This window comes from Microbacterium oxydans (genome assembly GCF_006540085.1).
Lineage (GTDB): Bacteria > Actinomycetota > Actinomycetes > Actinomycetales > Microbacteriaceae > Microbacterium > Microbacterium oxydans.
Genome location: NZ_BJOG01000010.1, coordinates 58,393 through 82,087, shown reverse-complemented (window position 1 = coordinate 82,087; position 23,695 = coordinate 58,393). Strand labels below are relative to the sequence as shown.

The following is a 23,695-nucleotide window of genomic DNA, read 5'->3' as shown; positions in this document are numbered from 1 at the left end:
GTGACGCCTGGTGTCGCTGATAGGCTCGCCGAGGTCTGTGCGTCCGTCGATCCGAAAGCAACAGGTACTCGTGACACTTCTCCAAGCTCTCGATCAACCCGCCCTCTTTCGCTTCTCGGACGAGCGGACGGGAACGGAATTCTCCTTGCGGGAGCGTCGTCTGCTGGTGGGGGCGCTGAACTTCCACGCCCTGATGGCGCCGGAGCGGGAACTCCGCGTGCATCTCTACGACGGCACGCGTGAGACGCCGCCGCGGCTCACGGATGACAGCACCTTCGACGGCATGTCGCGGTTCAACAGGCATCGTCTGACGACTTTCGATGTCGTCAGCACGGTCGCACCGGAGAACCGCACGATTCTCCCTTCCGAGGCCGTGTCCGCCGCACTCACGGCTTCGCACACACGGCACCTGCACGTCTCGGCCGACGTGGTGCTGGAGTCCGATCCCTATCAGATGCCGCGCCAGGACCTTATCGGCCGTGTCGCACGGCAGGTGAAGGCCCGGGCGCCCCTCTTCTACGACGACCTCCGCGATCTGTCGCTTCTCCGGTTCCGTCGCCAGCTGCACACGCCGGTGCAGCGCCGTCAGTACGCATCGGAGTTCCGTCCGGGCGAACTCCATGAGGACGACGTCATCGTCCCTGCCGCGCAGACGCCCGCCGGCGCGCAGAAGGCCGTGATCATCGGTCTGCACTGGTTCCAGCTCGGAGGGGCAGAGCTCTGGGCCTTCGAAACCGTCCGACTCGTGCGCGAGGCCGGCTTCCTGCCCATCGTCCTGACGAACCGTGACTCCCATCAGCCGTGGATCACGAGGCCGGAACTCGACGGCGCGCTGCTCATCCCGTTCTCCGAGCCCACGGTCGAATCGCAGACTCCCGGTATCGAGCCGCTGCTGCGAGCTCTGCTGCGCACGTTCGACGTGCGCGGCGTCGTGATCCACCACAACCAGTGGCTGTATGACCGCATCGCGTGGATCGCCGCCTCCCGGCCGGGCATCCCGATCATCGACAGCACTCACATCGTCGAGTACCGAGGGGGCGGATATCCGCTCAGCAGCGCGATCGCGGCCGAGTCCCTGACGAAGCACCATGTCATATCTCCCAGCCTCGCGCGCTGGATGACCGAGGTGCAGGGCATCCCCTCCGAGAAGGTCGTGATGGCTCCGCTGGGCGGACTCACGGTCAAGCCGAAGGATGCCGTCTTCCGGTCCAGGGATGAGGGGGAGACCTTCACCATCGCTTTCGTCGGCCGGCTGGCAAGACAGAAGGCACCGGAGGTCTTCGTCGCGATGGCCGCTCGCCTCAAGCGCCAGGGCTATTCGGTGCGGTACATCCTTCACGGCGACGGCGAGCTCGCCGGGTGGGTGGACGACATCATCGCCGCAGCGGACATGACCGATGACATCGTCCGTCGCACCTCTCTGACGCCGGTCTCCGAGACGCTCGACGAAGCGCACGTCCTCGTGGTCTCGTCCCACAACGAGGGGCTCACGCTGACGACGCTGGAGGCGATCGCGCACGGTGTGCCCGTCGTCTCGACAGATGTCGGCGCTCAGCGCGACATCATCCCCGCTCCCGCTCTCGTGCCACGTTTCGCACACCGTGCGGCACGGCGACTCGCAGATGCCGTCGCGCCGCTCATCGGCGACGAGAAGGCCAGGGAGTCGCTCTGGCGCAAGGAGCGCAAGGCGGAGAAGAAGCTGCTGTCGCAGCCGTCCGCGAGTTCATGGTTCAAGGAAGAGGTGAGCTCGTGGTGAGCGTCGCAGCGGTGGTCGTCACATTCAATCGGCTGGAGAAGCTCAAGACGGTCCTCGCCTCCATCGCCGCGCAGACGCACCCGGTGGAGACGCTGTTCGTGATCGACAACGCCTCGACCGACGGTACCGCTGAGTACCTGGCGGGCCTCGAGCTCCCGGTGCCCGTCGAGGTCGTCACCATGGCGACCAACTCGGGAGGAGCCGGTGGATTCACCGAGGGTATGCGCCGGGGGTACGCTTCCGGTGCCGATCACGTCTGGATCATGGACGACGACTGCTACCCGAAGCCGGATGCGCTCGCCGCATTGATCGCAGGATTCGATGGTGCCGTGTCGGAGCTCGGCCCCGACGTGCCGTTCGCCTGCTCGGTCGTGGAGTTCACGGACGGCAGCATCTGCGAGATGAACAATCCCGTTCCGACGTGGGACTGGGGACGGCTCCTGGTCAAGGGCCAGCAGAACGTGATGGTCACCGCGTGCTCGTTCGTCTCCGTGCTGATCCCGCGGTGGGCGATCGCCGAATACGGCTTCCCTTACGCGGAGTACTTCATCTGGTTCGACGACCGTGAGTACACGTTGCGTCTGACCGCCCGCTGCCCCGGAGTGCAGGTGCTCGACAGCTCGGTGATCCATGACATGGGCGACAACCGCGGCGTGAACTTCGCGATGGTCGACCGGAAGAGCCTGTGGAAGTTCGCCTACGGCGTGCGCAACGAAGCGTCGTGGCAGCTGCACCACCGCGGACTCCTGCATTTCCTCGAGTTCGGCGCCCGGCTGTTCGTCAGCCTGCACCGCGGAAAGGTCTCCCTCGACCTTCGCGCTCGCCTCCTCGGCAAGTGGCTGCAGGGGATCACCTTCAACCCCAAGGTGCGGTATCCCGAGGCGGAAGACGCGTGAGCTGGCTGGGGGCGGCGCCTGTCATCCTCATCTCGGTAGCCCTTCTCTTCCTCCCCGGATACCTCGTCGCCAGGGCTCTCTCGCTGCGAGGGCTCTGGGCGTGGGGCGTCGCCGCTCCGGCGTCGGTGAGCGTCATCGTGCTCGCGTCGCTGGGGTCAGGCCTGCTCGGTATCCCGTGGTCGGTGCTCCCGGTGCTCGTCACCGCACTCGGCCTGGCGATCGTCGCGTACCTCGTCGCCCGATTCACCCGCGCCCGTGGGTCGGTGGGCAAGGTCTCGCGCCGCACGGCCATGATCGCGGCGTCGTTCGTGGTCGCGGCGATCCTGTTCGGACTTCAGATCGCGCTCGTGGTGGGCGCACCGGAGAACATCTCCCAGACGTTCGACAACGTCTTCCACCTGAATGCCGTCCGGTACATCCTCGACACTGAGAACGCCTCTCCGATGAGCGTGGGCGGCATGACGAGTGCACCAGGAGCGTCGGCGTTCTATCCGGCAGCCTGGCACTCGATCGTCGCGCTCGTCGTCCAGCTCACCGGCACGACCATCATGGTCGCCACGAACGCGGTGACGATCGCGACCGCCGCCGTGGTGTGGCCCGCCACGGTCGCGCTCCTCACGGTGGTGCTCTTCGGGAGGCGACTGACGATCGTCGTCGGCGCAGTCCTGCTGAGCGGGCTCCTCCCGGCGTTCCCGCTGCTGATGCTCGATTACGGTGTGCTCTATCCCTACCTGCTCGGCGTGAGTCTCGTGCCGGCGGCGCTCGCTGCCGTCATCCAGCTCGTGCGGCTCCACGGCGATGATGATCGGATTCCGGACGCCGTACTCGTCCTGCTCGTGCTCGGACTGATCCCCGGTATCGCCGTCGCGCACCCTGGGGCGCTCGTCGCGCTGATCATCCTCTCCATGATCGCGGTCTCCCTCGCGTTCCTCGGATTCCTCCGCACCCGTCCGGAGCGTCGCCGCGTGATCATCACCTCGATCGGGTTCGGCGTGCTCGCTCTCGTGAGCTTCATCGCGTGGCGTGTGCTGCGTCCGCCGCTCGAAGCGCGCGGCTGGCCGACAGAGCAGACCATCAGCCAGGCGCTCGGTCAGGCACTCACCCTCTCCCCGCGCTACCAGCTGATCCCTCTGCTGATGGCGGTGCTGTTCGTCGTCGGCGTGGTCGTCGTCGCGAAGCGTCGGCAACGCGCGGACGTCGTCGCCCTCGCCCTCATGCTCGCCGTCACCGTGCTCTTCGTGGTCGCCAGCGCGATGCCGTTCCAGCCGTTGCGCGACCTCATGACGGCGGCCTGGTACAACAACGCTCCGCGCCTGGCGGCGCTTCTGCCCATCATGGCGGTACCGCTCGCGGCGGTCGGGGCTGCATGGGTGCTGGCCTGGGTGCGTCTGAAAGTGGGAGCCCCGTCTGTGCGGCGGTCCGTCGTCGTCGGGATGTCCGTGGGGGCCGTGGTGCTCCTCGCCGGCCAGGCGCTGGCGATGGCGCAGGCGATGACCGCCGCTGCCGTGGCATACCGATACACCGAGACATCGCCTCTCATCTCGACGGATGAGCGCGCTCTGCTGGAGCGGCTTCCCGATGAGGTGCCCGACGACGCGCTCATCATCGGCTCCCCGTGGACAGGGACCGGGATGGCTTACGCCTATGCCGACCGCGAGGTCGTCATGCCGCACATCCTGATGGGGATGAGCCCCGACGAGCAGGAGATCATGGACGAGCTCTCCCGGCGCGGATCGGAAGCGCAGGTCTGCGACGCGGTCGAGCGGTCAGGGGTCGACTATGTGCTCGACTTCGGCTCGCAGGAGATCCACGGCGACGAGCATCGTTATCGTGGTCTCGAGCGACTCGGGCGATCCGATCTGGTCACCGAGATCGACGCCGAAGGTGACGCCGTCCTCTACCAGATCACCGGCTGCGACTGACGTCCCCCTGCGGCTGAGCGTCCAGAAGCGCGGCGTAGACACCTCTGAGCCTGTCGCGGAACGCGTCGAGACCGTACACGGACACGGCCCAGGCCCTGGCCGCGATCGCCGTGTCCTCGCCGGCTCCCCGCAGCGCACTGATCACGGCGTCTGCGAAGGCGTCGGGATCGTCGACGACCGCGTGGAGGAGGTCTGCCCCCTCGATTCCTTCCGCACCGACGGAAGTCGTCACAGCCGGGATGCCCCACATCATCGCGTCGATCGTCTTGAACTTCACTCCGGCGCCGTTGAGCAGCGGCACGACGCAGACATCGGCATCGGAATACACGTCGTCGAAGGAATCGACGGCTCCGGTCACCTCGACTCCATCGGAGCGGGACGCTGCCGCGCGAAGCGCCGCGCTCGGATTCGCCCCGACGATCCGGAAGCGGGCATCGGGTAGCGTCTCGGATACACGCGGCCAGACGGCGGACAGGAACCAGCGCGCAGCTTCGTCGTTGTCCGGCCTGTTCATCGCGCCGGTGAAGACGACCGTCGTGTTCCGGCGACCCCGCTGACGAGCGGGAGGCACGGGGAAGCCGGGATGGACCACCACCGGCGCGGACGAGGGCGAGAGCTCGCGGACCAGGGCGGCGTCCTTCTCGCTGAACGTGATCACGGCATCCACGTCGTCGAACGAGCGACGCTCACGGCGCCTGCTCGCCCGAGCGGCGGCCGAGAACGCCATCTTCTTCAGCGGGTTCGTCGCCTGCTCGGCTGCGCGGTCCCAGCGCTGCGTGATGACATCGTGAGCGATGATGACGGTCTTCGCTCCGGGAGCCAGACGGCGCACGGTGCGGGTGAGGCTCGACATCTCCGACCACTGGTACTCGACGATGTCTGCTGCGGACAGGACCACACGCGAAGGCGCGTCGTTCGCCAGCGCACGGCGGAACCACGGGTGCGCGCTGCTTCCCGTGACGACGGACTGAAGATCGGCGAGGGGCTTGCCGGCGTCCGTCGACAGGGGGCTCCTGCTCTGCAGCAGCCGGTAGTCCAGGTCGGGCTCGGTCGCGGACGCATCGCGGTTCAGGCGTGTCGATGGGGCGACGACGTGGATCGTGAACATGTCGCGGAGCGCTCGATAGTGCTGCAGTGCGTATTGGCCTCCCGCATGACGGATACCCTCGAAGGGCAGGTACTTCGAGACGCTGACCAGGGATGGGCGAGCGGGCGGATCGGACGGTCTGGACATGTTAGCTAGCCTAGGCGTCGTTGCCTTCAGGCGACTGAAGGAGGAATCACGCCAATGAGCGACTATGCCGCGCTGGTCATCGGATATCGACGCCCTGACCTGGTCAGGGACGTGCTCGCGCGCTTGGACTCTCAGGAGGCGCCGTGCGCTCAGGTCATCATCGTGGACAACGGCGGCGATCTGCCTGATGACGTGCTGACGGATGTGAACGGGAGACCACCTGTGATGATCCGACGGGGTGACAACCCCGGGTACGGGGCAGCCGTCAACCTGGCTCTCGACGTGTGTGAGCAGCGAGGGATCGAGAATCTGCTCGTGCTGACGCATGATGCCTGGTTCGAGGAGGACCTCAGCGCGCGCCTGCTCGATGCCTTCGATCGTCTTCCGGACGTGGGCGCGGTCGCGCCGACCCTGTACTGGGTGTCCAGGCCCGATGTCGTGTTCTCCGCGGGTGGAGTCCTCACCAAGGGCGGGCGTGCCTATCACCATGTGACCGCCCCCGCCTCCGGATCCCGCGATGTCGACTGGGTCGACGGTGCGGTCGTGATGTACCGCACCCGTGCGCTCCGCGAGATCGGCGGCATGGAGGAGATGTACTTCCTGTACTTCGAGGATGTCGATACGGGGTGGGCGCTCAGAAGGCACGGCTGGCGGACCGTGGTGCTCGATGTGCGCGCCGCGCAGGAGCCCGGAGCCCATCCGCTGCGACTCGGGGTCCGGAACATGGCGCTGTTCGCGCGCAAGGCCGGGCTCGGCAGGGTGCGCAGCTCGCTCGCGCTCGGTCGTCGGGCGGCGGAGGAGCTCATCGTCGGATGGCGCAGGACAGGACGGGTGCCGGTGGGGGATGCCTTGGCCGGTTGGCGAGATGCCAGGGCCGGCCGCACCGGGAAGATCGATGACTGAGCCCGGCCGTGTGACGATCGACGTCATGCTGCCCTACTACAGTCACCCGGATTCGGCATGGGAGGCGATCCGCTCGGTCCTCGAGCAGACGAGCGACTCCTGGCGGCTCGTCTGCGTCGACGACGCGTACCCCGGTGATCCGATCCGAGAGCGACTCGAAGCGCTCGGCGACCCGCGCGTGGTGTACGTCCGAAACGAGCAGAACCTCGGGCTGGCGAAGAACTTCAATCGCTGTCTCGATCTGGTCGAAGCACCCTACTTCGTGATGATGGGGGATGACGACCGGATGCATCCGGACTACATCGGCGTCCTGTCACGGCTCATCGCCGACAATCCCGGGGTGGACGTGTTCCAGCCGGGAGTGAGCGTCATCGATGAGTCGGGCCGACACGTTCTGCCCCTTGCGGATCGCGTGAAGCGCTGGGTACGGCCGCGGGTGGGGGAGGGCGGCCGGATCCTCGACGCTCGGCACATGGCGGAGAGCCTGATCCGAGCGGACTGGGCGTACTTCCCGTCGATCGTCTGGAAGAGCGAGGTGGCGCGCGCCCACGGTTTCGATGATCACTGGGCGGTCGCGCTCGATCTCGGGCTTCTCCTGGACATCGCACTGGACGGCGGGTCGATGCTGGTGACCGACGACGTGGTCTTCGACTATCGCAGGCACATGAGCTCCGTGTCGTCGGTCACGGCCGCGTCGGGCAGCCGCTTCGAGCAGGAAGCCGCGTTCTTCGACGAGTACGCCGCGCGGATGAAGGCCAACGGCTGGGCGCGGGCGGCCAGGATCGGTCGGCGACGGTGCATCTCCCGACTCAACGCCGCGAGCGAGATGGTCGCTGCGCTCGCAGATGGAGACCTCGCTCGGGCTCGACGCCTGTTCCTGGCCGCGGTCAGGCCCAGCGGCGCAGTGAGGCGCTGACGGTCAGCTTCGCGGACCGCCGTCGAGCTCCTCCAGTCGAGCTTCGAGCGCGCTCAACCGATGCTGGACCTCGATGATGTGCGTCTCGGCGAGACCCGCCTCCTCGGCGAGGACTCTGATCTCCTCCTCCGATGTCGACAGCTCCCACGAGAGATGGAGAGCGACACCGAGCAGGAGCAGGATGGCGAGCAGGAAGAAGAGGTTCGCAGGCAGCTCGACTCCGAGCACCCCCGTGAGCCAGAAGAGCAACTGCGGGAACACCGATGCGACGAGGGCGGCGACGCCGATCAGGAGCCACAGCACCGCGTACTTCTCGCGGAGGCGCCGTGTCAACAGCATCCAGAGGATGAACGACAGCAGAGCGATGGACAGCACGAGTGCGCCGAGAACAACCATGGGGTGCCTTCCTACGCTGACACGACGGGGGACGGGGCGGAGGAGCGTCGGATCGGACGTCGGACGATGGCCAAGGTCAGGGCGAAGACCGATCGCAGCAGGTAGACGGATGCCGAGAGCGGCCCCTGGCTGGGCTTTCCGTGCAGGCGCGGACGCATCGCGACCGGAACCTGGGTGACCGTCAGCCCTGCGTGCACTGCTGCGACGAGGGAGTCGAGCGTGTCGCCGAGGTACTCCGCGGGGTAGTAGGTGATGTACTGGGCGATCGCCCGGCGGTTGGCCGCGCGGAAGCCGCTCGTCACGTCGGTCAGCGTGGCGCCGGAGACGCGGGACACCGTCCGTGCGAGCACGCGCATCGCCCACCGGCGAGGACCCCGGGCGACGTAGTCGCCGACCTCGGCGAATCGCGCGCCGATGGAGATGTCGGCGTGCTCGAGCCCTGCGAGCACGCGATCGATGTCCTGCGGGTTGTGCTGGCCGTCGGCATCGACCTGGATGACGCGGCTGTAGCCGTGACGCGCGGCGTACAGGAACCCCGCACGCATCGCGCCGCCGACGCCCAGGTTGAACGGCAGCCGCACCACGCGTGCACCCGCGGCATCGGCGACCGCGCCCGTCGCGTCGGTGGACCCGTCATCGATGACCAGCACGTCGTACGTGGGGCATGCAGCGGTGATCTCGCGGACCGTCGTCGGGATGTTCTGCGCTTCGTTCCAGGCGGGGACGATGATCAGCGTGGTTTCTGGCATGATGTCTGAGCCTACCAAGCCGACCCTGACGGCGACCCTAGGCGGTCGGAGCGCCGACAGGCATCACCGGCGCGAGTCTGGCCGGGATGGTCGCGATCGTCGGCGCCTTTCCGCCGCCGATCCTCAGCAGGGCCTCGTAGGTCGTGATGTGCGAGAGCTGCGAGCCGTTCCACCGGAAGACCCTGCCGTCGCCGGCGAACTGCACGACGGTTCCCGAGGGGATCATCGGCTTGGTGACGCCGAGCACGCCCACTGTGGCGTCCTTCCACGCGACCAGGCGGATGGTGCCACCCGAGAGGGTGACCAGGTCCGAGTAGGACGAGATGTACTGCAGTTGGCCGTCGAGCAGACGGTAGACCTCGCCCCGTTCGTCGGTGCGGATGAAGAACGGCTGGGCGGTCGGTGTGTTGTTCGGGGTGAACGCTGCGCAGTCCGCGGCCGTGAGGGCCGTGGTGGTGAACCGTGTCGCCGGGATGTTGCCGGAGATCCGCTGCAGGCCGGCGCTCGAGATCACATACGGCGCCGCGTCGCACGTGACGAACGGAGACAGCGTCGTGGCGGCGGGGGTGTATCCCGTGAGCGCTCCGGACGGGAGCACCGTGACCGCGGTCGACGTGCCGAACGCCGCGCCGAGTTCGAGGCTGGGGGTGTGGATGAGCGTCGTGCCCGCTGTCGCGAGGTACACGGCCGGCTTGTCGACCTCGCGCACCATCGACCGCGGGATGAGGACCACGCGTCCCTGCGGGAACTTCGCCGCCGCGCTCGGATCCATCGAGGCCACATAGCCGAGCTTGCCGCCCGAGAGGTATCGCCAGGTCTCGACGCTGGGGACATATCTCTTCTGTCCGTTGTCGAGCGAGTAGATCTGGGTGTCGACGCCGACGTGGAAGAGGCTCCCGACATCCTCGCCGCGCGGGAACGCGTCGATGAGCGCGGGCGCGAGATTCACGTAGGAATTGAAGGCGTAGCCGAAATCGAGGATCTGCTTCTCGCTGCCGAACCGGTGGCGGGTGCCATCGGGATCGATCAGATAGAGGATCCCCTCACGGGCGTCGTGCACGTAGCGGGAGATCTGCGAACCCAGGGGGATGGTCTTGAGGTAGGAGGCCGGTACCTGGCTCACGGCACCGAGCTTCGCGGAGAACGCTCGCAGGTCCTCAGCCGTCTTGATGTGGAAGCGGTATCCGCCGGACAGCAGATACACCTCGGGGCCGTCGCCGCGCACGATCACGGAGGTGATGCGCTGCGTGCTGCCGAACCAGTCGGTGAAGTACTGGTAGAAGTTCCGGTTGCCGTAGGCAGAGCATATGTCTCCCGTTCCGTAACCGGCATTGAGTGCAGCGCGGTTCGGCTGGTACGGCGTGTAGTAGTACAGCGCTGCCGTCGCGGTGTTCTCGATGTACACCGGTGCGGACCCGCAGTTGTACTTCGGCTCCGGGTTGAACAGGATGTTCCAGGTGCGACCGGGAGCGTAGTACGTGAACCAGCGGCCCTCGGCGTAGATCTTCATCTGCCGAGCCGCGTAATACACCTGGTAGAAGAACCCGCTGTACGCAGGGTCGCACTTCGCGCCGTCGGGGCATCCCTGACCCATCGCGATGTTGTAGCGGCCCGGGGACGGGTTGGGGTAGGTGACCAGGCTCTGCTCCTTCTGGAGCATCACGATGAGCACCTGGGGGTTGATGCCGCACGACTTCGACACCTTGTCGATGATGGTCGCCGACGATTCGTTTCCGGCACCGGCGTAGCCGTTGCAGTAGGCGTCGGCGGAACGATTCGGCGTGTTCTGTCGGTAGTCCTTGAGGCAGACGAAGCCCGCCCGGCAGGTGGGGCCCTTGCTCCGCAGGAACGAGTCGATCTGCCCGGCATTCATCGTCGCGGCGTTGAAGAACACCGCGTCGGCGATGATGTTGCCCGGCCGGAACAGCGACAGGTCCGCGGTCTTGACGATGTCGGTCGCTTCGGGGGCGGATCGCGTGGGTGCCGCGGCGGCACTGGCAGGATCACCCCCTCCGGCAGCGGTCGCAGGGCTCGCGAGAAGCAGGGAGGCAGCAAAGACGACTGCGGCTGTACTCGCGATGAGGGCGCGCAGGCGTGGGGAAACTGAGCTGGTCACTTGCCTAGTGTGACGGAAAGATACAGATGATGCCACTGTGATTGAAGTGGCGCAAGCGAATCCTCCCACCGCGCTCTCCGCCGGGATGTGGCACGATATGGGGGTGAAAGGCATTATTCTCGCTGGCGGCTCCGGAACTCGACTGCACCCGATCACGATCGGAATCTCGAAGCAGCTGATCCCGGTGTACGACAAGCCGATGGTCTACTACCCGCTGTCCACGCTGATGCTCGCGGGTATCAAGGACATCCTGATCATCACGACACCGCACGATGCGGAGCAGTTCGAGCGTCTCCTCGGGGACGGCTCGCAGTTCGGGGTCAACCTGACATTCGCGCAGCAGCCCTCTCCGGACGGGCTGGCGCAGGCTTTCGTGATCGGTGCCGACTTCATCGGCGATGACAAGGTCGCTCTGGTCCTCGGAGACAATCTCCTCTACGGTCCTGGTCTCGGCACGCAGCTCAAGCGGTACACCGATGTCGAGGGCGGCGCGGTGTTCGCGTACTGGGTGGCGGAGCCGAACGCCTATGGCGTCGTGGAGTTCGATGCCGACGGTCGTGCGGTCTCCCTGGAAGAGAAGCCGGCGCAGCCGAAGAGCAACTACGCCGTACCCGGCCTGTACTTCTACGACAACGACGTCGTCGAGATCGCCCGCTCGCTCGAACCCAGCCCACGCGGGGAGTACGAGATCACCGACGTCAACCGTGCCTACCTCGAGCGCGGCGCGCTCCAGGTCGAGGTCCTGCCCCGCGGTACCGCATGGTTGGACACCGGCACGTTCGACCAGATGTCCGACGCCGGCGACTACGTGCGCACCATGGAACGTCGCACCGGGCTCCGCATCGGTGTGCCGGAGGAGGTCGCGTGGCGTCAGGGCTTCCTCGACGACGACGAACTCCGCGAGCGCGCCGAGAAGCTCGTCAAGTCCGGTTACGGCACTTACCTCCTCGAGACCCTGGAAAGAGGTCGTTGATGTCGAACATCCTCGTCACCGGCGGTGCCGGTTTCATCGGCTCCAACTTCGTGCACTACGCCGTCGAGAACACCGACCACACGGTCACGGTGCTCGACGCGCTCACCTACGCGGGCAACCGCGCCTCGCTCGAGGGTCTGCCCGAGGACCGTGTGCGTTTCGTGCACGGCGACATCACCGACGCCGAGCTGGTGGACACGCTCACCGCCGACGCCGATGCCGTGGTGCATTACGCCGCGGAGTCCCACAACGACAACTCGCTGCACAGCCCGCGTCCGTTCCTGGACACCAACATCATCGGCACGTACACGCTCCTGGAAGCCGCGCGCCGGCACGAGACGCGCTTCCACCACATCTCGACCGACGAGGTGTACGGCGACCTCGAGCTCGACGATCCGGAGCGATTCACAGAGCAGACGCCGTACAACCCGTCTTCGCCGTATTCGTCGACGAAGGCCGGGAGCGACCTGCTGGTCCGGGCGTGGGTCCGCTCCTTCGGCGTCCAGGCGACGATCTCGAACTGCTCGAACAACTACGGCCCGTACCAGCACGTCGAGAAGTTCATCCCGCGACAGATCACGAACGTGATCCGCGGCATCCGTCCCAAGCTCTACGGCGCCGGCGAGAACGTGCGCGACTGGATCCACGCGAACGACCATTCGTCTGCGGTGCTCACCATCCTCGAGAAGGGGCGGATCGGCGAGACGTACCTCATCGGGGCCGACGGCGAGCGCAACAACAAGGAGGTCGTCGAGCTCATCCTCGAGGAGATGGGTCAGCCGCGCGACGCCTACGACCACGTCACCGACCGTGCCGGCCACGACCTGCGGTACGCGATCGACTCGACGAAGCTGCGCACCGAGCTGGGCTGGTCTCCGGAGTATGCCGACTTCGAATCCGGTCTCGCGGCGACCATCCAGTGGTACCGCGACAACGAGGCATGGTGGGCGCCGTCGAAGGACTCCACCGAGGCCTTCTACGCGACGAAGGGACAGTAGACGTCGTGAGCGACATCGAGTTCGGCAAGAAGCTCGGTCGGGCGGAGACCGGGATCCCCGGGCTGGTGATCTTCGACCTGCCAGTGCACGGTGATTCGCGCGGGTGGTTCAAGGAGAACTGGCAGCGCGAGAAGATGACAGCGCTCGGCCTGCCCGATTTCGGGCCGGTGCAGAACAACGTGTCCTTCAACGATGCCGTGGGCACCACGCGGGGCATCCACGCCGAGCCGTGGGACAAGTGGGTCTCGGTCGCCACGGGGCGGATCTTCGGCGCGTGGGTCGACCTGCGCGAGGGGCCGACTTTCGGTGCGGTCTTCACGGCCGAGCTCGACCCGTCCAGGGCGATCTTCGTTCCGCGCGGCGTCGGGAACTCGTACCAGACACTCGAGCCCGACACGGCGTACACCTACCTGGTGAACGATCACTGGTCGCCCGACGCGTCATACTCCTTCCTCAATCTCGCCGACGAGACCGCCGCGATCGCGTGGCCGATCCCGCTCTCGGAGGCCGAGGTCTCGGAGAAGGACCTCGCACACCCCCGCCTGGCGGACGTGTCGCCCATCGCTCCGCGTCGCACGCTCGTGATCGGCGCATCCGGTCAGCTCGGCTCGGCGCTGCGCGAGGAGTTCGACGGTGTGGAGAACGTCGAGTGGACGACTCGCGCCGAGATCGACCTCGGCGCGGCCGACCTGGGATCAGCGCGCCGGTGGCGCGACTACGACACCATCATCAACGCCGCCGCGTACACCGCGGTCGACCGTGCCGAGACCACGGAAGGACGCCGGGACGCGTGGGCGGTCAACGCCGCGGGACCCGCGGCGTTGGCTCGCATCGCCGCGGAGTACGGCATCACGCTCGTGCATGTCTCGAGCGACTACGTCTTCGACGGGTGGGGGGAGCGCCCGTACCGTGAAGACGATGCCGTCTGCCCGCTCGGCGTCTACGGACAGTCGAAGGCAGCGGGTGACATCGCCGTGGCCACGGCTCCGCTGCACTACATCATCCGGACATCCTGGGTGATCGGTGCAGGCAACAACTTCGTGAGGACGATGGCCTCGCTCGCCGAGAAGGGCATCGATCCGACCGTCGTCGACGACCAGCACGGTCGGCTGACCTTCGCCTCGCAGATCGCCGAGCTGATCCGCCACCTGCTCGCCGTGCGCCCCGCGCCCGGCGTGTACAACCTGACGTCGGCAGGCGACGCGGTGACCTGGGCGGACGTCGCGCGGCGTGTGTACCAGCTGACGGGCCACGACCCGTCCCGCGTCACGGGTGTCTCCACGGAGCAGTACTTCGCTTCGGCATCCGGTCCGATCGCTCCTCGGCCGCGCAACAGCGAACTCGATCTGACGCGTGTGCGTGCGGCCGGCTTCGACCCTCGCACGGGCGACGATCTGCTGCAGGAGTATCTCGGTTCGTGAGCGCTCCGCTGCCCACGGCGGCACCGCCGTCGGCCGCCCCTCGTGAGCGTGTGTTCCGCACCGACATCCAGGCTCTGCGTGCAGTCGCCATCGGGCTCGTCGTCCTGAACCACCTCTGGCCGACGCGCATCACCGGCGGCTATGTCGGCGTCGATGTCTTCTTCGTGATCTCGGGGTTCCTCATCACCGGGCACCTCGTGGGGGAGATGACACGGACCGGCGGGGTGCGGCTCGGCGCCTTCTACGCTCGCCGCATCCGCCGCCTGCTCCCGGCGGCGTTCGTCGTGCTCGCCGTCTCCCTCGTGCTGCTGATCGCGTTCCTCCCCTATCCTCGGTGGGCGCGCAACGCCTGGGAGATCGCCGCGAGCGCCGGTTACGTCGAGAACTGGTATCTCGCGGCGATGTCGGTGAACTACTCGGCACTCAACGACGCGGCGAGCATGGTGCAGCATTATTGGTCGCTCTCGGTCGAGGAGCAGTTCTACATCGTGTGGCCCCTGCTGCTGCTCGCGGCCCTGGCCGCCTCGGCGCGCCTCGGCCGAAGGTCTTCTCGGCCAGGGGGTGGCGAGCGGAGCGCCTCGAGAGCGCTGCTGCTCGTCGTCGCGACTGTCGGCGTGCTTTCGCTGGGCGCGAGCATCGTTTACACGATCCTCGCCCCGTCCCAGGCATACTTCGCGACCTTCACCCGGGGCTGGGAGTTCGCGGTCGGCGGCGCCGTCGCGCTGCTCGGTGCACGACTGCGGCTCCCGCGTATCGTCGCCCAGATCGTGAGCATCCTCGGCTTCGTGCTGATCGCCTTCTCGGCGTTCGCGTACGACCACACGACGTCCTTCCCCGGGTACGCGGCCCTGGTTCCCGTGCTGGGCACCGCTGCCGTCATCGTCGCGGGCACGTCGTACTCGCGGCTCTGGCACGCGAGAGTGACGGCGTTGCCACCCGTCCAGTGGGTCGGAGGGATCTCGTACTCGCTCTACCTCTGGCACTGGCCGCTGATCGTCGCCGCTCCGTTCGTGATCGGCGCGGAAGCCAGCACGCTCTCCAAAGTGGGCGTCCTCGCGATCTCGATTGTCCTCGCGGCCCTCACGAAGACCTTCGTCGAGGACAGGGGGCAGAAGTGGCGCTACTGGCGCACGTCGACCCGCAGAGCAGTCGGTCTCATGCTGGTCGGCATGGTCGTGATCGGCGCCCTCGTCGCCGGCGTGCTCGCCTGGTACCAGACGCGCGTGGATGCCGACCGACCTCCGGTCGAGGTCGTCGCATCGTCGTGCGAGGGTCCGCTGGCGATGGCCCCTGGGGCGGACTGCGCTGACGCGTTCGGTCCGGCGGAGTACTCGGTGATGACCTCGAAGAACGAGTACTTCTTCACGCCGCCGGAATGTGGGACGTTCCTGCCGATCCTCACATACGGAGAGAAGCAGACGACGTTGGAGTGCGACTTCTCGGGAGGCGCTTCCGACCCGAAGCAGGTCTGGCTGGTCGGCGACTCGCACGCACAGCAGTGGCAGGGGGCCATCTTCGACATCGCCAGGGAGAACAACTGGATCGTCACGACGAGCTATCTCGGCGGGTGTCCGGTGGCCGATGTCGACTTCCTCGGGTTCCGCGGTCCGTGGGGGCAGGCGGAAGCCGATCGATGCAACACCTGGTCGGACGACCTCGCCGCGACGATCCGCACGGCGAAGCCTGATCTGGTGGTCACCGCGATGGCGGCACGACAGGATCTGGTGGACGACGGCAGCGGAGCGTCCGCTTTCGAGCAGATGAGTGCGGGCCTGATCGACTATTGGACGGCGTGGGCCGACGAGGGGATCGACGTCCTGGCGATCGCGGATCCGCCGTACAACGGGGAGGTGCGCGGCGTGGACTGCGTGCTGCTGAACTCCACGGACCCTGTGGCCTGCGCGCGTCCCCGGGCGGACGCGCAGCCGGCAGACCCCGTCCTGATGGCCGGCGCCGCTGAGCGCTCGGACTCGATCACGGTGCTGGATCTGACGGATCGCTTCTGCGATGCGGAGCGATGCTATGCCGTGATCGGCGGTGTCCCCGTCTACTACGACGCCGATCACCTGAACCTGGAATACGTGCGGATGCTCGCTCCCGAGATCTCGGCGACGATCGGGAAGATCCTGTCCGATGGATGAGGACCCGGACTCGACAGGGGGATGAGGCCCCCGCTGGGCGAGCCGTCCAGCCGACCTCGGTAGGATCGTCTGGCCCGTTGCCGGCGGATGTCTCCGCTGGTCCGGTTCACCCGCCACCCCTACAGGAGCACTTGATGCCGCATCGCATAGTCGCCGTGATCCCGGTGTTCCGTGCACCCGAGAGTCTGCCGAGCACGATCGAGTCGATCCTGCGGCAGGTCGATTCCGTCGTGGTCGTCGATGACGGCTCCCGATCCGTCGACACCATCACGTTCCCGGAGCGGACCGAGGTCATCTCCGCCGAGGAGAACCGCGGTATCGCGACCGCTTTGAACACGGCGATCAGCCGGGCGCGCGAGATCGGGGCGACGCACATCCTCACGCTCGACCAGGACTCCGCTCTGGCCGACGGGCATGTCGAGCGTCTGTTGACCCGCATCGACGCAGCAGAGGCGCAGGGCGTGAACGTCGCGGCCGCCGTGCCTGGCGTCGTCGGAGGAGCGCCGGTGCTGAACGACCCGACCGGTGGCCCGTTCGATCCGATCCAATCCGGGCAACTGCTCCCGGTCGGTGCGTTCGAGGCGATCGGCGAGTTCCGCACGGACCTGTTCATCGACGCGGTCGACTCCGAGTTCACCGTGCGCGCACGCGAGGCCGGTTACCGGTTCCTCGTCGATGAGGGACTCGCGATGGAGCACGCTCTGGGGGAGGCTGTGCCGCTCTCGGTGTTCGGACGGCCGCTGGTCATCCTCGGAAAGCAGCGGCACGTGCTGTACCACGCTCCGTGGCGGACCTACTACATGGTGCGCAACAGCGTGTGGCTGTCGCGGCAGTACGGCGCGGACCACCGGGGGTGGATGAGGCGTCGCAATCGCAAGATGGCGGAGATGGTGCTGTGGGGGAGCGTCCTCGCCCCGGACCGGGTCGCGCAGCTGCGCGCCGTCCGTGCCGGCTGGCGTGATGGCAGGCGCGGCACGCTCGGTCGCATCCGGCCCGACGTGCTCGGTCGGCTCGGTCGGCGAGCGTGAGCCGGCTGGGAGCGCTGCTTCGACACGACCTGCTGCGCCGGAGCGCGCTGTTCTCGGTCTCGATCGTCGCGTCCACGGTGGTGGGCATCGTCTCGATCCCGCTGCTGATCAGCACGATCGGCACCGACGAGTGGGCGCGTCTGTTCGTGCTCCAGATCATCGGCCAGTTCGCATCGATCTTCGTCGCGTTCGGGTGGGGTGCGACGGGCCCCAGCACCGTTTCCGCGCTCCCCGCGAGCAGCCGACGGCAGTTCCTCGCCGATTCGGTCGTCGCCCGAGTGCTCCTGTTCCTCATCGTCGGTCCGCTCGCCGTGATCCTGGGCATCGTGCTCGGCGCGGATCCGCTCGCGGCCGTGCTCGCCACGATCGCCTATGCCATCCCCGGAATCGGGGCCGCGTGGTACTTCATCGGGACCAACAGGCCCGTGGCGATGCTCGTGTTCGACGCGCTGCCTGCCGTCCTGGGACAGGTCGCCGCGCTGGTCGCCGTGGTGATCGCGCCGACGTTGACCTCCTACCTCTACTGCGTCGCGTTCGCGACCGTCGCAGGCGTCGTCGGCGGTCTTCTCTTCGCACTGCGCAAGCGCGACGGAGTGCGCCTCCATCGCACGAGGGTGAAGGAGCTCGGATCGACGATGCGCGCACAGATCCCCGGGCTCGCGACGGTGCTCTTCGGCAACCTCTCGACCATGCTCCCGGTGCTCCTCGTCGACGTCTACATGAAACCCGTCCTGCCGATCTTCGCCGCCGTCGACAAGCTGTACCGGTACGGCGTGCTCGTACTCGCCCCCATCCTCCAGGCCGTGCAGGGGTGGGTGCCGGAAGCAGGACCGGAGCAGACCCGTCTGCGCGCAAGGGGCTCGCTGTGGGTGGGTCTGGCCGTGGGGCTGTTCGGCGGCGCCTGCTTCGCGTTCCTGGCAACCCCGATCTCCATCCCCTTGACCGTGGGGAAGGCCGTCATCCCGTTCGAGATCGCGCTCATCGCGGGGATCGGCTTCGCGGGGGAGTGCGTCGCGCAGATCGTGGGTCTCGCCGGGCTCGTCGCCCTCCACCGGGAGAGAGAGCTCGCGAAGTCATCGGTCGTCGCCGCCGTCATCAGCCTCCCGCTCATGATTCCTGCCGTGCTGCTGTGGGGTCTCATCGGGATCGTCGGTGTGATCGCGGCATCCGCCGTGCTCGTCGCGACCTATCGCACGACCGTGCTGCTGCGCGCGAGCAGCGCCCGCCACCTCGCCTCGGAGACACCGCCGACCGATCATTGAGGACGTCGCGACCACTCCCCGTCGTCGCGACGTTAGGCTGGGTGCGGCTACGGTCTCCCCGAACAGACCGCGGCGCCCGTTCGCCGGCATGGCCGCTCCGCTATGAAACAGACGTTGCTCGCGCCGTACCCGGGTGCTCCTCACGCCTCTGGGGGAGTGTCCTCGCACCGCGCCGACATCGACGGCCTCCGCGCCCTGGCGATCCTGCTCGTCGTCGTCTATCACGTGTGGCTCGGACGGGTCTCCGGCGGCGTCGACGTCTTCCTCATGGTCTCCGCGTTCTTCCTCACCGGGTCGTTCGCTCGGAGGATGCAAGAGGGGCGACCGCTGCAGCTCGGGTCGTTCTGGATCCGACGGTTCCTGCGCTTGGTCCCCGCCGCCGCTGTCACGATCGCGGGAGTGCTCGCCGTGGCCTTCCTCGCGTTCCCGCGGACCGAGTGGCCACGGGTATGGAGCGAGGCGTGGTCGAGCCTGTTCTACGTCGAGAACTGGACCCTCGCCTTCTCCGAGGTCGATTACTACGCGCGTGCGTCGCAGACCCCGAGCGTGTTCCAGCACTTCTGGTCGCTGTCGGTGCAGGGGCAGGTCTTCGTCCTGTGGCCGTTGCTCCTCGCCGGAGTATGGCTGACGCTCAGAACGCGTCGCCACCTGATCGTTCCCGCGTTGTTCGCCGTGTTCGGCATCATCTTCGTCGTGTCCCTGGTGTTCTCCGTCCTGGAGACGAACAGTGCGCAGGACTTCGCCTACTTCGACACCCGCACCCGGCTGTGGGAGTTCGCCGCCGGCTCTCTGGTCGCGTTGGCGCTGCCCGCTCTACGCGGTCCGATCCGCGGTGCAGCAACGCTCGGCTGGATCGGTGTGCTCGGGATCGTCGTCTGCGGCATCGTCATCGACGTGCAGGGAGGGTTCCCCGGCTATCTCGCGCTGTGGCCGATCCTCTGCGCAGCGCTCGTGATCATCGCCGGTCGGGACGGGGCTCGCGGCGGACCGACGGCGTTCCTCGCATCGCGTCCTCTCCGGTACGTGTCGCGCGACGCCTACGCGCTCTACCTGGTCCACTGGCCCGTTCTGGTCATCTGGATGGTCTTCTCCGGTCGATCCGAACCGGGGATGCTGGCGGGCCTCGGCATCATCGGACTCTCCTTGGTCCTCGCGAGGCTGCTCTCCCGTTTCGTCGAGCAGCCTGTCCGGGAGGCGAAGGCGCTCAAAGGGTCGAAGAAGCTCGGGATCGGGGTGCTCGTCGCGGCCGTGCTGGTCGTCGCGGTACCGCTCGGCGCGTGGCAGGGCACCATCGTGCAGCGCACCGACGCGATCCAGGCGAGTGCCTCCCAGGGGTACCCGGGCGCGGCCCAGATCGATTCGCCCATCGATCTCGCGGGCATCGACCTGCCGTTGATCCCCGACCCCACGGCCCTTGATGCGGAGTGGGTCTATCTCGGGCAGGAGTGCACCGGCGACCTCGTCGCCCTCGAACCGGCCCTGGAAGACTCGTGCACGCAGACCGTGCGAGCCGCCGACCCAGGGACTCGGCGGGTCCTCGTGATGGGAGACTCGCATGCCCAGCAGCTGATGTCGCCGCTGCGGGTCTCCGCGGAGGGTCAGGACTGGGAGCTGATCGCTCTGCTCAGGGGCGGATGCTCGATCGCGATCGGCGCACCCTCCACCTCCACCGACACGGCTCCTTCCTCGGAGACCGCCTCTGATGCCGCGTCCTGCGAGGAATGGAGATCAGCGGCGATCGACTACGCCCTTCGCGTGCAGCCCGAGGCGGTCTACCTCGTCGTCACACGTGCCAGCCCGGCATCACCGGAGGTCTTGGTGGACGGGATCGAGGACATCGTGTCGCTGTTGCTCGACCGCGGTATCCAGGTGATCGCCGTACGTGACAATCCGCGGTTCGACTTCGACATGTACGGCTGCGTCTACGCGGCCGACGAGATGTGCGATGTTCCGGAGATCGGGTTCGAGGAGGGGGTCTCCCTGGATGCGCTCGCTGAGCGCGAGGGGATCACCGCCGTCGATTTCCGACCGTGGATGTGCCCGGACTCCATCTGCCTCGGCGTGATCGGGAACGTCGCCGTGTACATCGACGACAACCACGTCTCCGACACGTACGGGCGCACACTCGCCCCGATGCTGCAGGCGATGCTGGATGAGGGCGAGGTGCTTCCGCCGACGGGTGGCTGACAGGGTTCCCCTGGTGAGCCCCGGTAGAGTGGAGAACCTGTGTGGCGCGCGTTCTCGTGCGCATCGGAGCCTCATCGGGCAGAAAGCAGCAACATGGATCTCCTCGTCGTCGGATCGGGCTTCTTCGGCCTCACCATCGCAGAGCGCGCCGCAAACGCCGGCCGCAAGGTCACGGTCATCGACCGTCGTCACCACATCGGCGGCAACGCCTACAGCGAGGCCGAGCCGCAGACCGGTATCGAGGTGCACCGCTACGGCGCCCACCTCTTCCACACGTCGAACGCCACGGTGTGGGAGTACGTCAACCGATTCACGAGCTTCACCAACTACGTCCACCGCGTCTACACCGCGCACAAGGGCGTGGTCTTCCCGATGCCGGTGAACCTGGGCACGATCAACCAGTTCTTCCAGGCGGCGTACACGCCGGACCAGGCTCGGGCTCTCGTCAGGGAGCAGGCGGGGGAGTTCGACGTGAAGTCGGCGACGAACTTCGAGGAGAAGGGCATCGCTCTCGTCGGGCGTCCGCTGTTCGAGGCGTTCTTCCGCGACTACACCGCCAAGCAGTGGCAGACGGATCCGCACAAGCTCTCCGGCGACATCATCAGCCGTCTGCCCGTGCGCTACACCTACGACAACCGCTACTTCAACGACACCTGGGAAGGTCTCCCCACCGACGGCTACACCGCCTGGATCGAGCGGATGGCCGACCACCCGAACATCGAGGTCAAGCTGGGCGTCGACTACTTCGACGACTCGCAGCCGCTGAACAAGAAGGCCACGGTCGGTCAGCTGCCGGTCGTGTACACCGGGCCGGTCGACCGCTACTTCGACTACGCGGAGGGTGCGCTCAGCTGGCGCACGCTCGACTTCGAGCAGGAAGTGCTCAGCGTCGGGGACTTCCAGGGCACCAGCGTCATGAACTACCCGGACATGGATGTGCCCTACACGCGCATCCACGAGTTCAAGCACTTCCACCCCGAGCGCAAGGACGTCTACGCGCAGGACAAGACGGTCATCATGCGGGAGTTCTCGCGATTCGCCGAGCGCGACGATGAGCCGTACTACCCGGTGAACACCCCGACCGACCGTGACGGCCTGCTGGCCTACCGCGAGTTGACCAAGGGCGAGACCGACGTGCACTTCGGCGGCCGTCTCGGCACGTACCAGTACCTCGACATGCACATGGCCATCGGCTCTGCGCTGTCGATGTGGAACAACGAGCTCGCCTAGACTCGGCACTGTGAGTCACGCTGCTGTCGGGGCGCCGGGGACGCCGCGGCGATACCTTCACTCGCTGTGGCTGCTCTCGGCCCGAGACCTGAAGGTCCGCTATTCGACGAGCATCCTCGGCTACCTGTGGTCCGTGCTCGATCCGCTCGTCATGAGTGTGATCTACTGGTTCGTCTTCACGCAGGTGTTCAAGCGGGACGTCGGGGAAGAGCCGTACATCATCTTCCTCATCAGCGCGCTGCTGCCCTGGGTGTGGTTCAACAGTTCGGTCTCCGACTTCACGAAGGCCTTCAAGAAGGACTCGCGGTTGGTGCGTTCGACGGCCATCCCTCGATCGATCTGGGTGAACCGGATCGTGCTGAGCAAGGGCATCGAGTTCCTCTTCTCGCTGCCGGTCCTCGTGCTGTTCATCGTCGTGAACCTTCTGGTCGAAGCCGATCCGAACCGGACGGTGCAGATCGGGTGGGGCGTCCTCTGGCTTCCTCTGGCCGTCGTGCTGCAGACCATCCTCCTCATCGGGCTCGGCCTGCTGGTGGCGCCCCTGTGCGTGCTCTTCGTCGACCTGGAGCGCACGACGGCGCTGATCCTGCGGGCGATGTTCTACGCGACGCCGATCATCTACAACGTGACCGATCTGCCGGGGATCTTCCAGACCCTCGGAGCCTTCAACCCGCTGGCCGGCATCTTCATGCTCTACCGGATGCCGTTCTTCCCCGACCAGTGGAACACGTTCACGCTGACGATCAGCATCGCGATGAGCCTGCTGATCCTCGCGCTGGGGATCTGGGCCTTCCGCAAGCTCGAGCGACCCGTGCTGAAGGAGCTGTGATGGCGACCGCGATCGAAGTCAGCAGCCTCGGAGTGCGTTTCCGTCGCAACCGACGCGGGTCCCGCAGTTTCAAGGATCTGTTCGGCGGCGCCTCCCGTCGCTCCCGACCCGGAGAGTTCTGGGCGCTTCGGGACGTGTCCTTCTCGGTCCGATCCGGAGAATCGATCGGTGTGGTGGGCCGGAACGGTCAGGGGAAATCGACGCTCCTCCGGCTCGTGGCGAAGGTGCTCCTTCCGGACGAGGGGATGGTGACCGTCAACGGCGGAGTCGCACCGCTCATCGAGATCACCGGTGGATTCGTCGGGGATCTCACGGTGCGGGAGAACGTCCGACTCACCGCTGGTCTGCACGGGATGTCCCGCGAGGAGGTGTCGCGGCGCTACGACGGCATCATCGAGTTCGCAGAGCTCGCCGGCTTCGAGGACACTCCCTACAAGCACCTGTCGAACGGCATGAAGGTGCGGCTGGCCTTCGCGGTCGTGTCGCAGCTCGACGAGCCGATCCTCCTCGTCGACGAGGTGCTCGCGGTGGGGGACAAGGCGTTCCGCGAGAAGTGCTATCGACGCATCGACGAGCTGCTCGCCGATGGGCGCACGCTCTTCTTCGTCAGCCACAACGAACGCGACCTGCGCCGTTTCTGCACGCGTGGCCTCTACCTCGACAAGGGCGCTCTGGTCCTCGACGCGCCGATCGCCGAGGTCCTCGACCGCTACAACGAGGACTACAACGCGCGCTGAC

At 66.9% G+C, this 23,695-nt stretch carries 19 protein-coding genes; 15 read left to right on the top strand and 4 right to left on the bottom strand.

Features of this window, described 5'->3' with window-relative positions; all coding sequences use genetic code 11:
* Positions 1-145: 145 nt before the first annotated feature.
* The 3 genes from MOX01_RS18205 to MOX01_RS18195 are packed head-to-tail and all read left to right on the top strand — an operon-like array spanning position 146 to position 4,574.
* The gene (locus MOX01_RS18205) at positions 146-1,756 is read left to right on the top strand and encodes a glycosyltransferase (RefSeq protein ID WP_141370966.1); all 1,611 of its coding nucleotides are present in this window, start codon (positions 146-148) and stop codon (positions 1,754-1,756) included.
* Positions 1,753-2,652 carry a glycosyltransferase family 2 protein gene (locus MOX01_RS18200; RefSeq protein WP_230977845.1) on the top strand — a complete coding sequence of 300 codons (900 nt, stop codon included), beginning with the start codon at positions 1,753-1,755 and terminating at the stop codon, positions 2,650-2,652. Before MOX01_RS18205 ends, MOX01_RS18200 begins: the two co-directional genes overlap by 4 nt.
* Positions 2,649-4,574, top strand: coding sequence for a DUF6541 family protein (locus MOX01_RS18195; RefSeq protein WP_141370963.1), 1,926 nt, complete (start codon positions 2,649-2,651; stop codon positions 4,572-4,574). Before MOX01_RS18200 ends, MOX01_RS18195 begins: the two co-directional genes overlap by 4 nt.
* On the opposite strand, the gene MOX01_RS18190 is transcribed toward MOX01_RS18195, so the two are convergent.
* Positions 4,558-5,808, bottom strand: coding sequence for a glycosyltransferase (locus MOX01_RS18190; protein WP_141370962.1), 1,251 nt, complete (start codon positions 5,806-5,808; stop codon positions 4,558-4,560). The two genes, MOX01_RS18195 and MOX01_RS18190, sit on opposite strands and share 17 nt — an antisense overlap.
* A 54-nt stretch (positions 5,809-5,862) precedes the next feature.
* On the opposite strand from MOX01_RS18190, the gene MOX01_RS18185 reads away from it, so the two are divergent.
* A complete protein-coding gene (locus MOX01_RS18185) occupies positions 5,863-6,711 on the top strand; it encodes a glycosyltransferase (protein WP_061015324.1) in 849 nt (282 codons plus the stop codon).
* Positions 6,704-7,627 carry a glycosyltransferase family 2 protein gene (locus tag MOX01_RS18180; RefSeq protein WP_230977847.1) on the top strand — a complete coding sequence of 308 codons (924 nt, stop codon included), beginning with the start codon at positions 6,704-6,706 and terminating at the stop codon, positions 7,625-7,627. The genes MOX01_RS18185 and MOX01_RS18180 overlap by 8 nt, the downstream gene beginning before the upstream one ends.
* A gap of 3 nt (positions 7,628-7,630) precedes the next feature.
* Here the strand turns inward: MOX01_RS18180 and MOX01_RS18175 are convergent, their stop codons facing one another.
* From MOX01_RS18175 to MOX01_RS18165, 3 genes are read right to left on the bottom strand one after another with little or no spacing between them, the layout of a single operon-like run.
* Entirely contained in the window at positions 7,631-8,023 is a 393-nt protein-coding gene (locus MOX01_RS18175) for a DUF2304 domain-containing protein (protein ID WP_061015322.1), read from the bottom strand.
* 11 nt (positions 8,024-8,034) lie between these two features.
* Complete coding sequence (locus tag MOX01_RS18170) at positions 8,035-8,772, bottom strand: glycosyltransferase family 2 protein (RefSeq protein ID WP_058632609.1); 738 nt, start codon at positions 8,770-8,772, stop codon at positions 8,035-8,037.
* A gap of 37 nt (positions 8,773-8,809) precedes the next feature.
* The gene (locus tag MOX01_RS18165; protein WP_141370960.1) at positions 8,810-10,888 is read right to left on the bottom strand and encodes a hypothetical protein; all 2,079 of its coding nucleotides are present in this window, start codon (positions 10,886-10,888) and stop codon (positions 8,810-8,812) included.
* Positions 10,889-10,991: 103 nt separating this feature from the next.
* On the opposite strand from MOX01_RS18165, the gene rfbA reads away from it, so the two are divergent.
* The 10 genes from rfbA to MOX01_RS18115 all read left to right on the top strand — a co-directional run bounded on the left by rfbA (position 10,992) and on the right by MOX01_RS18115 (position 23,694).
* Entirely contained in the window at positions 10,992-11,861 is an 870-nt protein-coding gene (rfbA, locus tag MOX01_RS18160) for a glucose-1-phosphate thymidylyltransferase RfbA (protein WP_058632643.1), read from the top strand.
* Complete coding sequence (gene rfbB / locus MOX01_RS18155) at positions 11,861-12,859, top strand: dTDP-glucose 4,6-dehydratase (RefSeq protein ID WP_141370958.1); 999 nt, start codon at positions 11,861-11,863, stop codon at positions 12,857-12,859. The genes rfbA and rfbB overlap by 1 nt, the downstream gene beginning before the upstream one ends.
* A gap of 5 nt (positions 12,860-12,864) precedes the next feature.
* The gene (locus MOX01_RS18150) at positions 12,865-14,280 is read left to right on the top strand and encodes a sugar nucleotide-binding protein (protein ID WP_230977849.1); all 1,416 of its coding nucleotides are present in this window, start codon (positions 12,865-12,867) and stop codon (positions 14,278-14,280) included.
* The gene (locus tag MOX01_RS18145; RefSeq protein WP_170224317.1) at positions 14,277-16,421 is read left to right on the top strand and encodes an acyltransferase family protein; all 2,145 of its coding nucleotides are present in this window, start codon (positions 14,277-14,279) and stop codon (positions 16,419-16,421) included. The genes MOX01_RS18150 and MOX01_RS18145 overlap by 4 nt, the downstream gene beginning before the upstream one ends.
* Positions 16,422-16,555: 134 nt before the next feature.
* Positions 16,556-17,449: a glycosyltransferase gene (locus MOX01_RS18140; protein WP_170224315.1), complete on the top strand. Its 894-nt coding sequence runs from the start codon at positions 16,556-16,558 to the stop codon at positions 17,447-17,449.
* Positions 17,446-18,711 carry a lipopolysaccharide biosynthesis protein gene (locus tag MOX01_RS18135; RefSeq protein ID WP_061015317.1) on the top strand — a complete coding sequence of 422 codons (1,266 nt, stop codon included), beginning with the start codon at positions 17,446-17,448 and terminating at the stop codon, positions 18,709-18,711. Before MOX01_RS18140 ends, MOX01_RS18135 begins: the two co-directional genes overlap by 4 nt.
* 156 nt (positions 18,712-18,867) lie before the next feature.
* A complete protein-coding gene (locus MOX01_RS18130) occupies positions 18,868-20,898 on the top strand; it encodes an acyltransferase family protein (protein ID WP_170224313.1) in 2,031 nt (676 codons plus the stop codon).
* A 93-nt stretch (positions 20,899-20,991) separates the two neighbouring features.
* Positions 20,992-22,128, top strand: coding sequence for a UDP-galactopyranose mutase (gene glf, locus MOX01_RS18125; protein ID WP_141370948.1), 1,137 nt, complete (start codon positions 20,992-20,994; stop codon positions 22,126-22,128).
* A gap of 10 nt (positions 22,129-22,138) precedes the next feature.
* Positions 22,139-22,957: an ABC transporter permease gene (locus tag MOX01_RS18120; RefSeq protein ID WP_046749515.1), complete on the top strand. Its 819-nt coding sequence runs from the start codon at positions 22,139-22,141 to the stop codon at positions 22,955-22,957.
* Positions 22,957-23,694 carry an ABC transporter ATP-binding protein gene (locus MOX01_RS18115; protein ID WP_141370946.1) on the top strand — a complete coding sequence of 246 codons (738 nt, stop codon included), beginning with the start codon at positions 22,957-22,959 and terminating at the stop codon, positions 23,692-23,694. The genes MOX01_RS18120 and MOX01_RS18115 overlap by 1 nt, the downstream gene beginning before the upstream one ends.
* The last annotated feature ends 1 nt before the right edge of the window (position 23,695 follow it).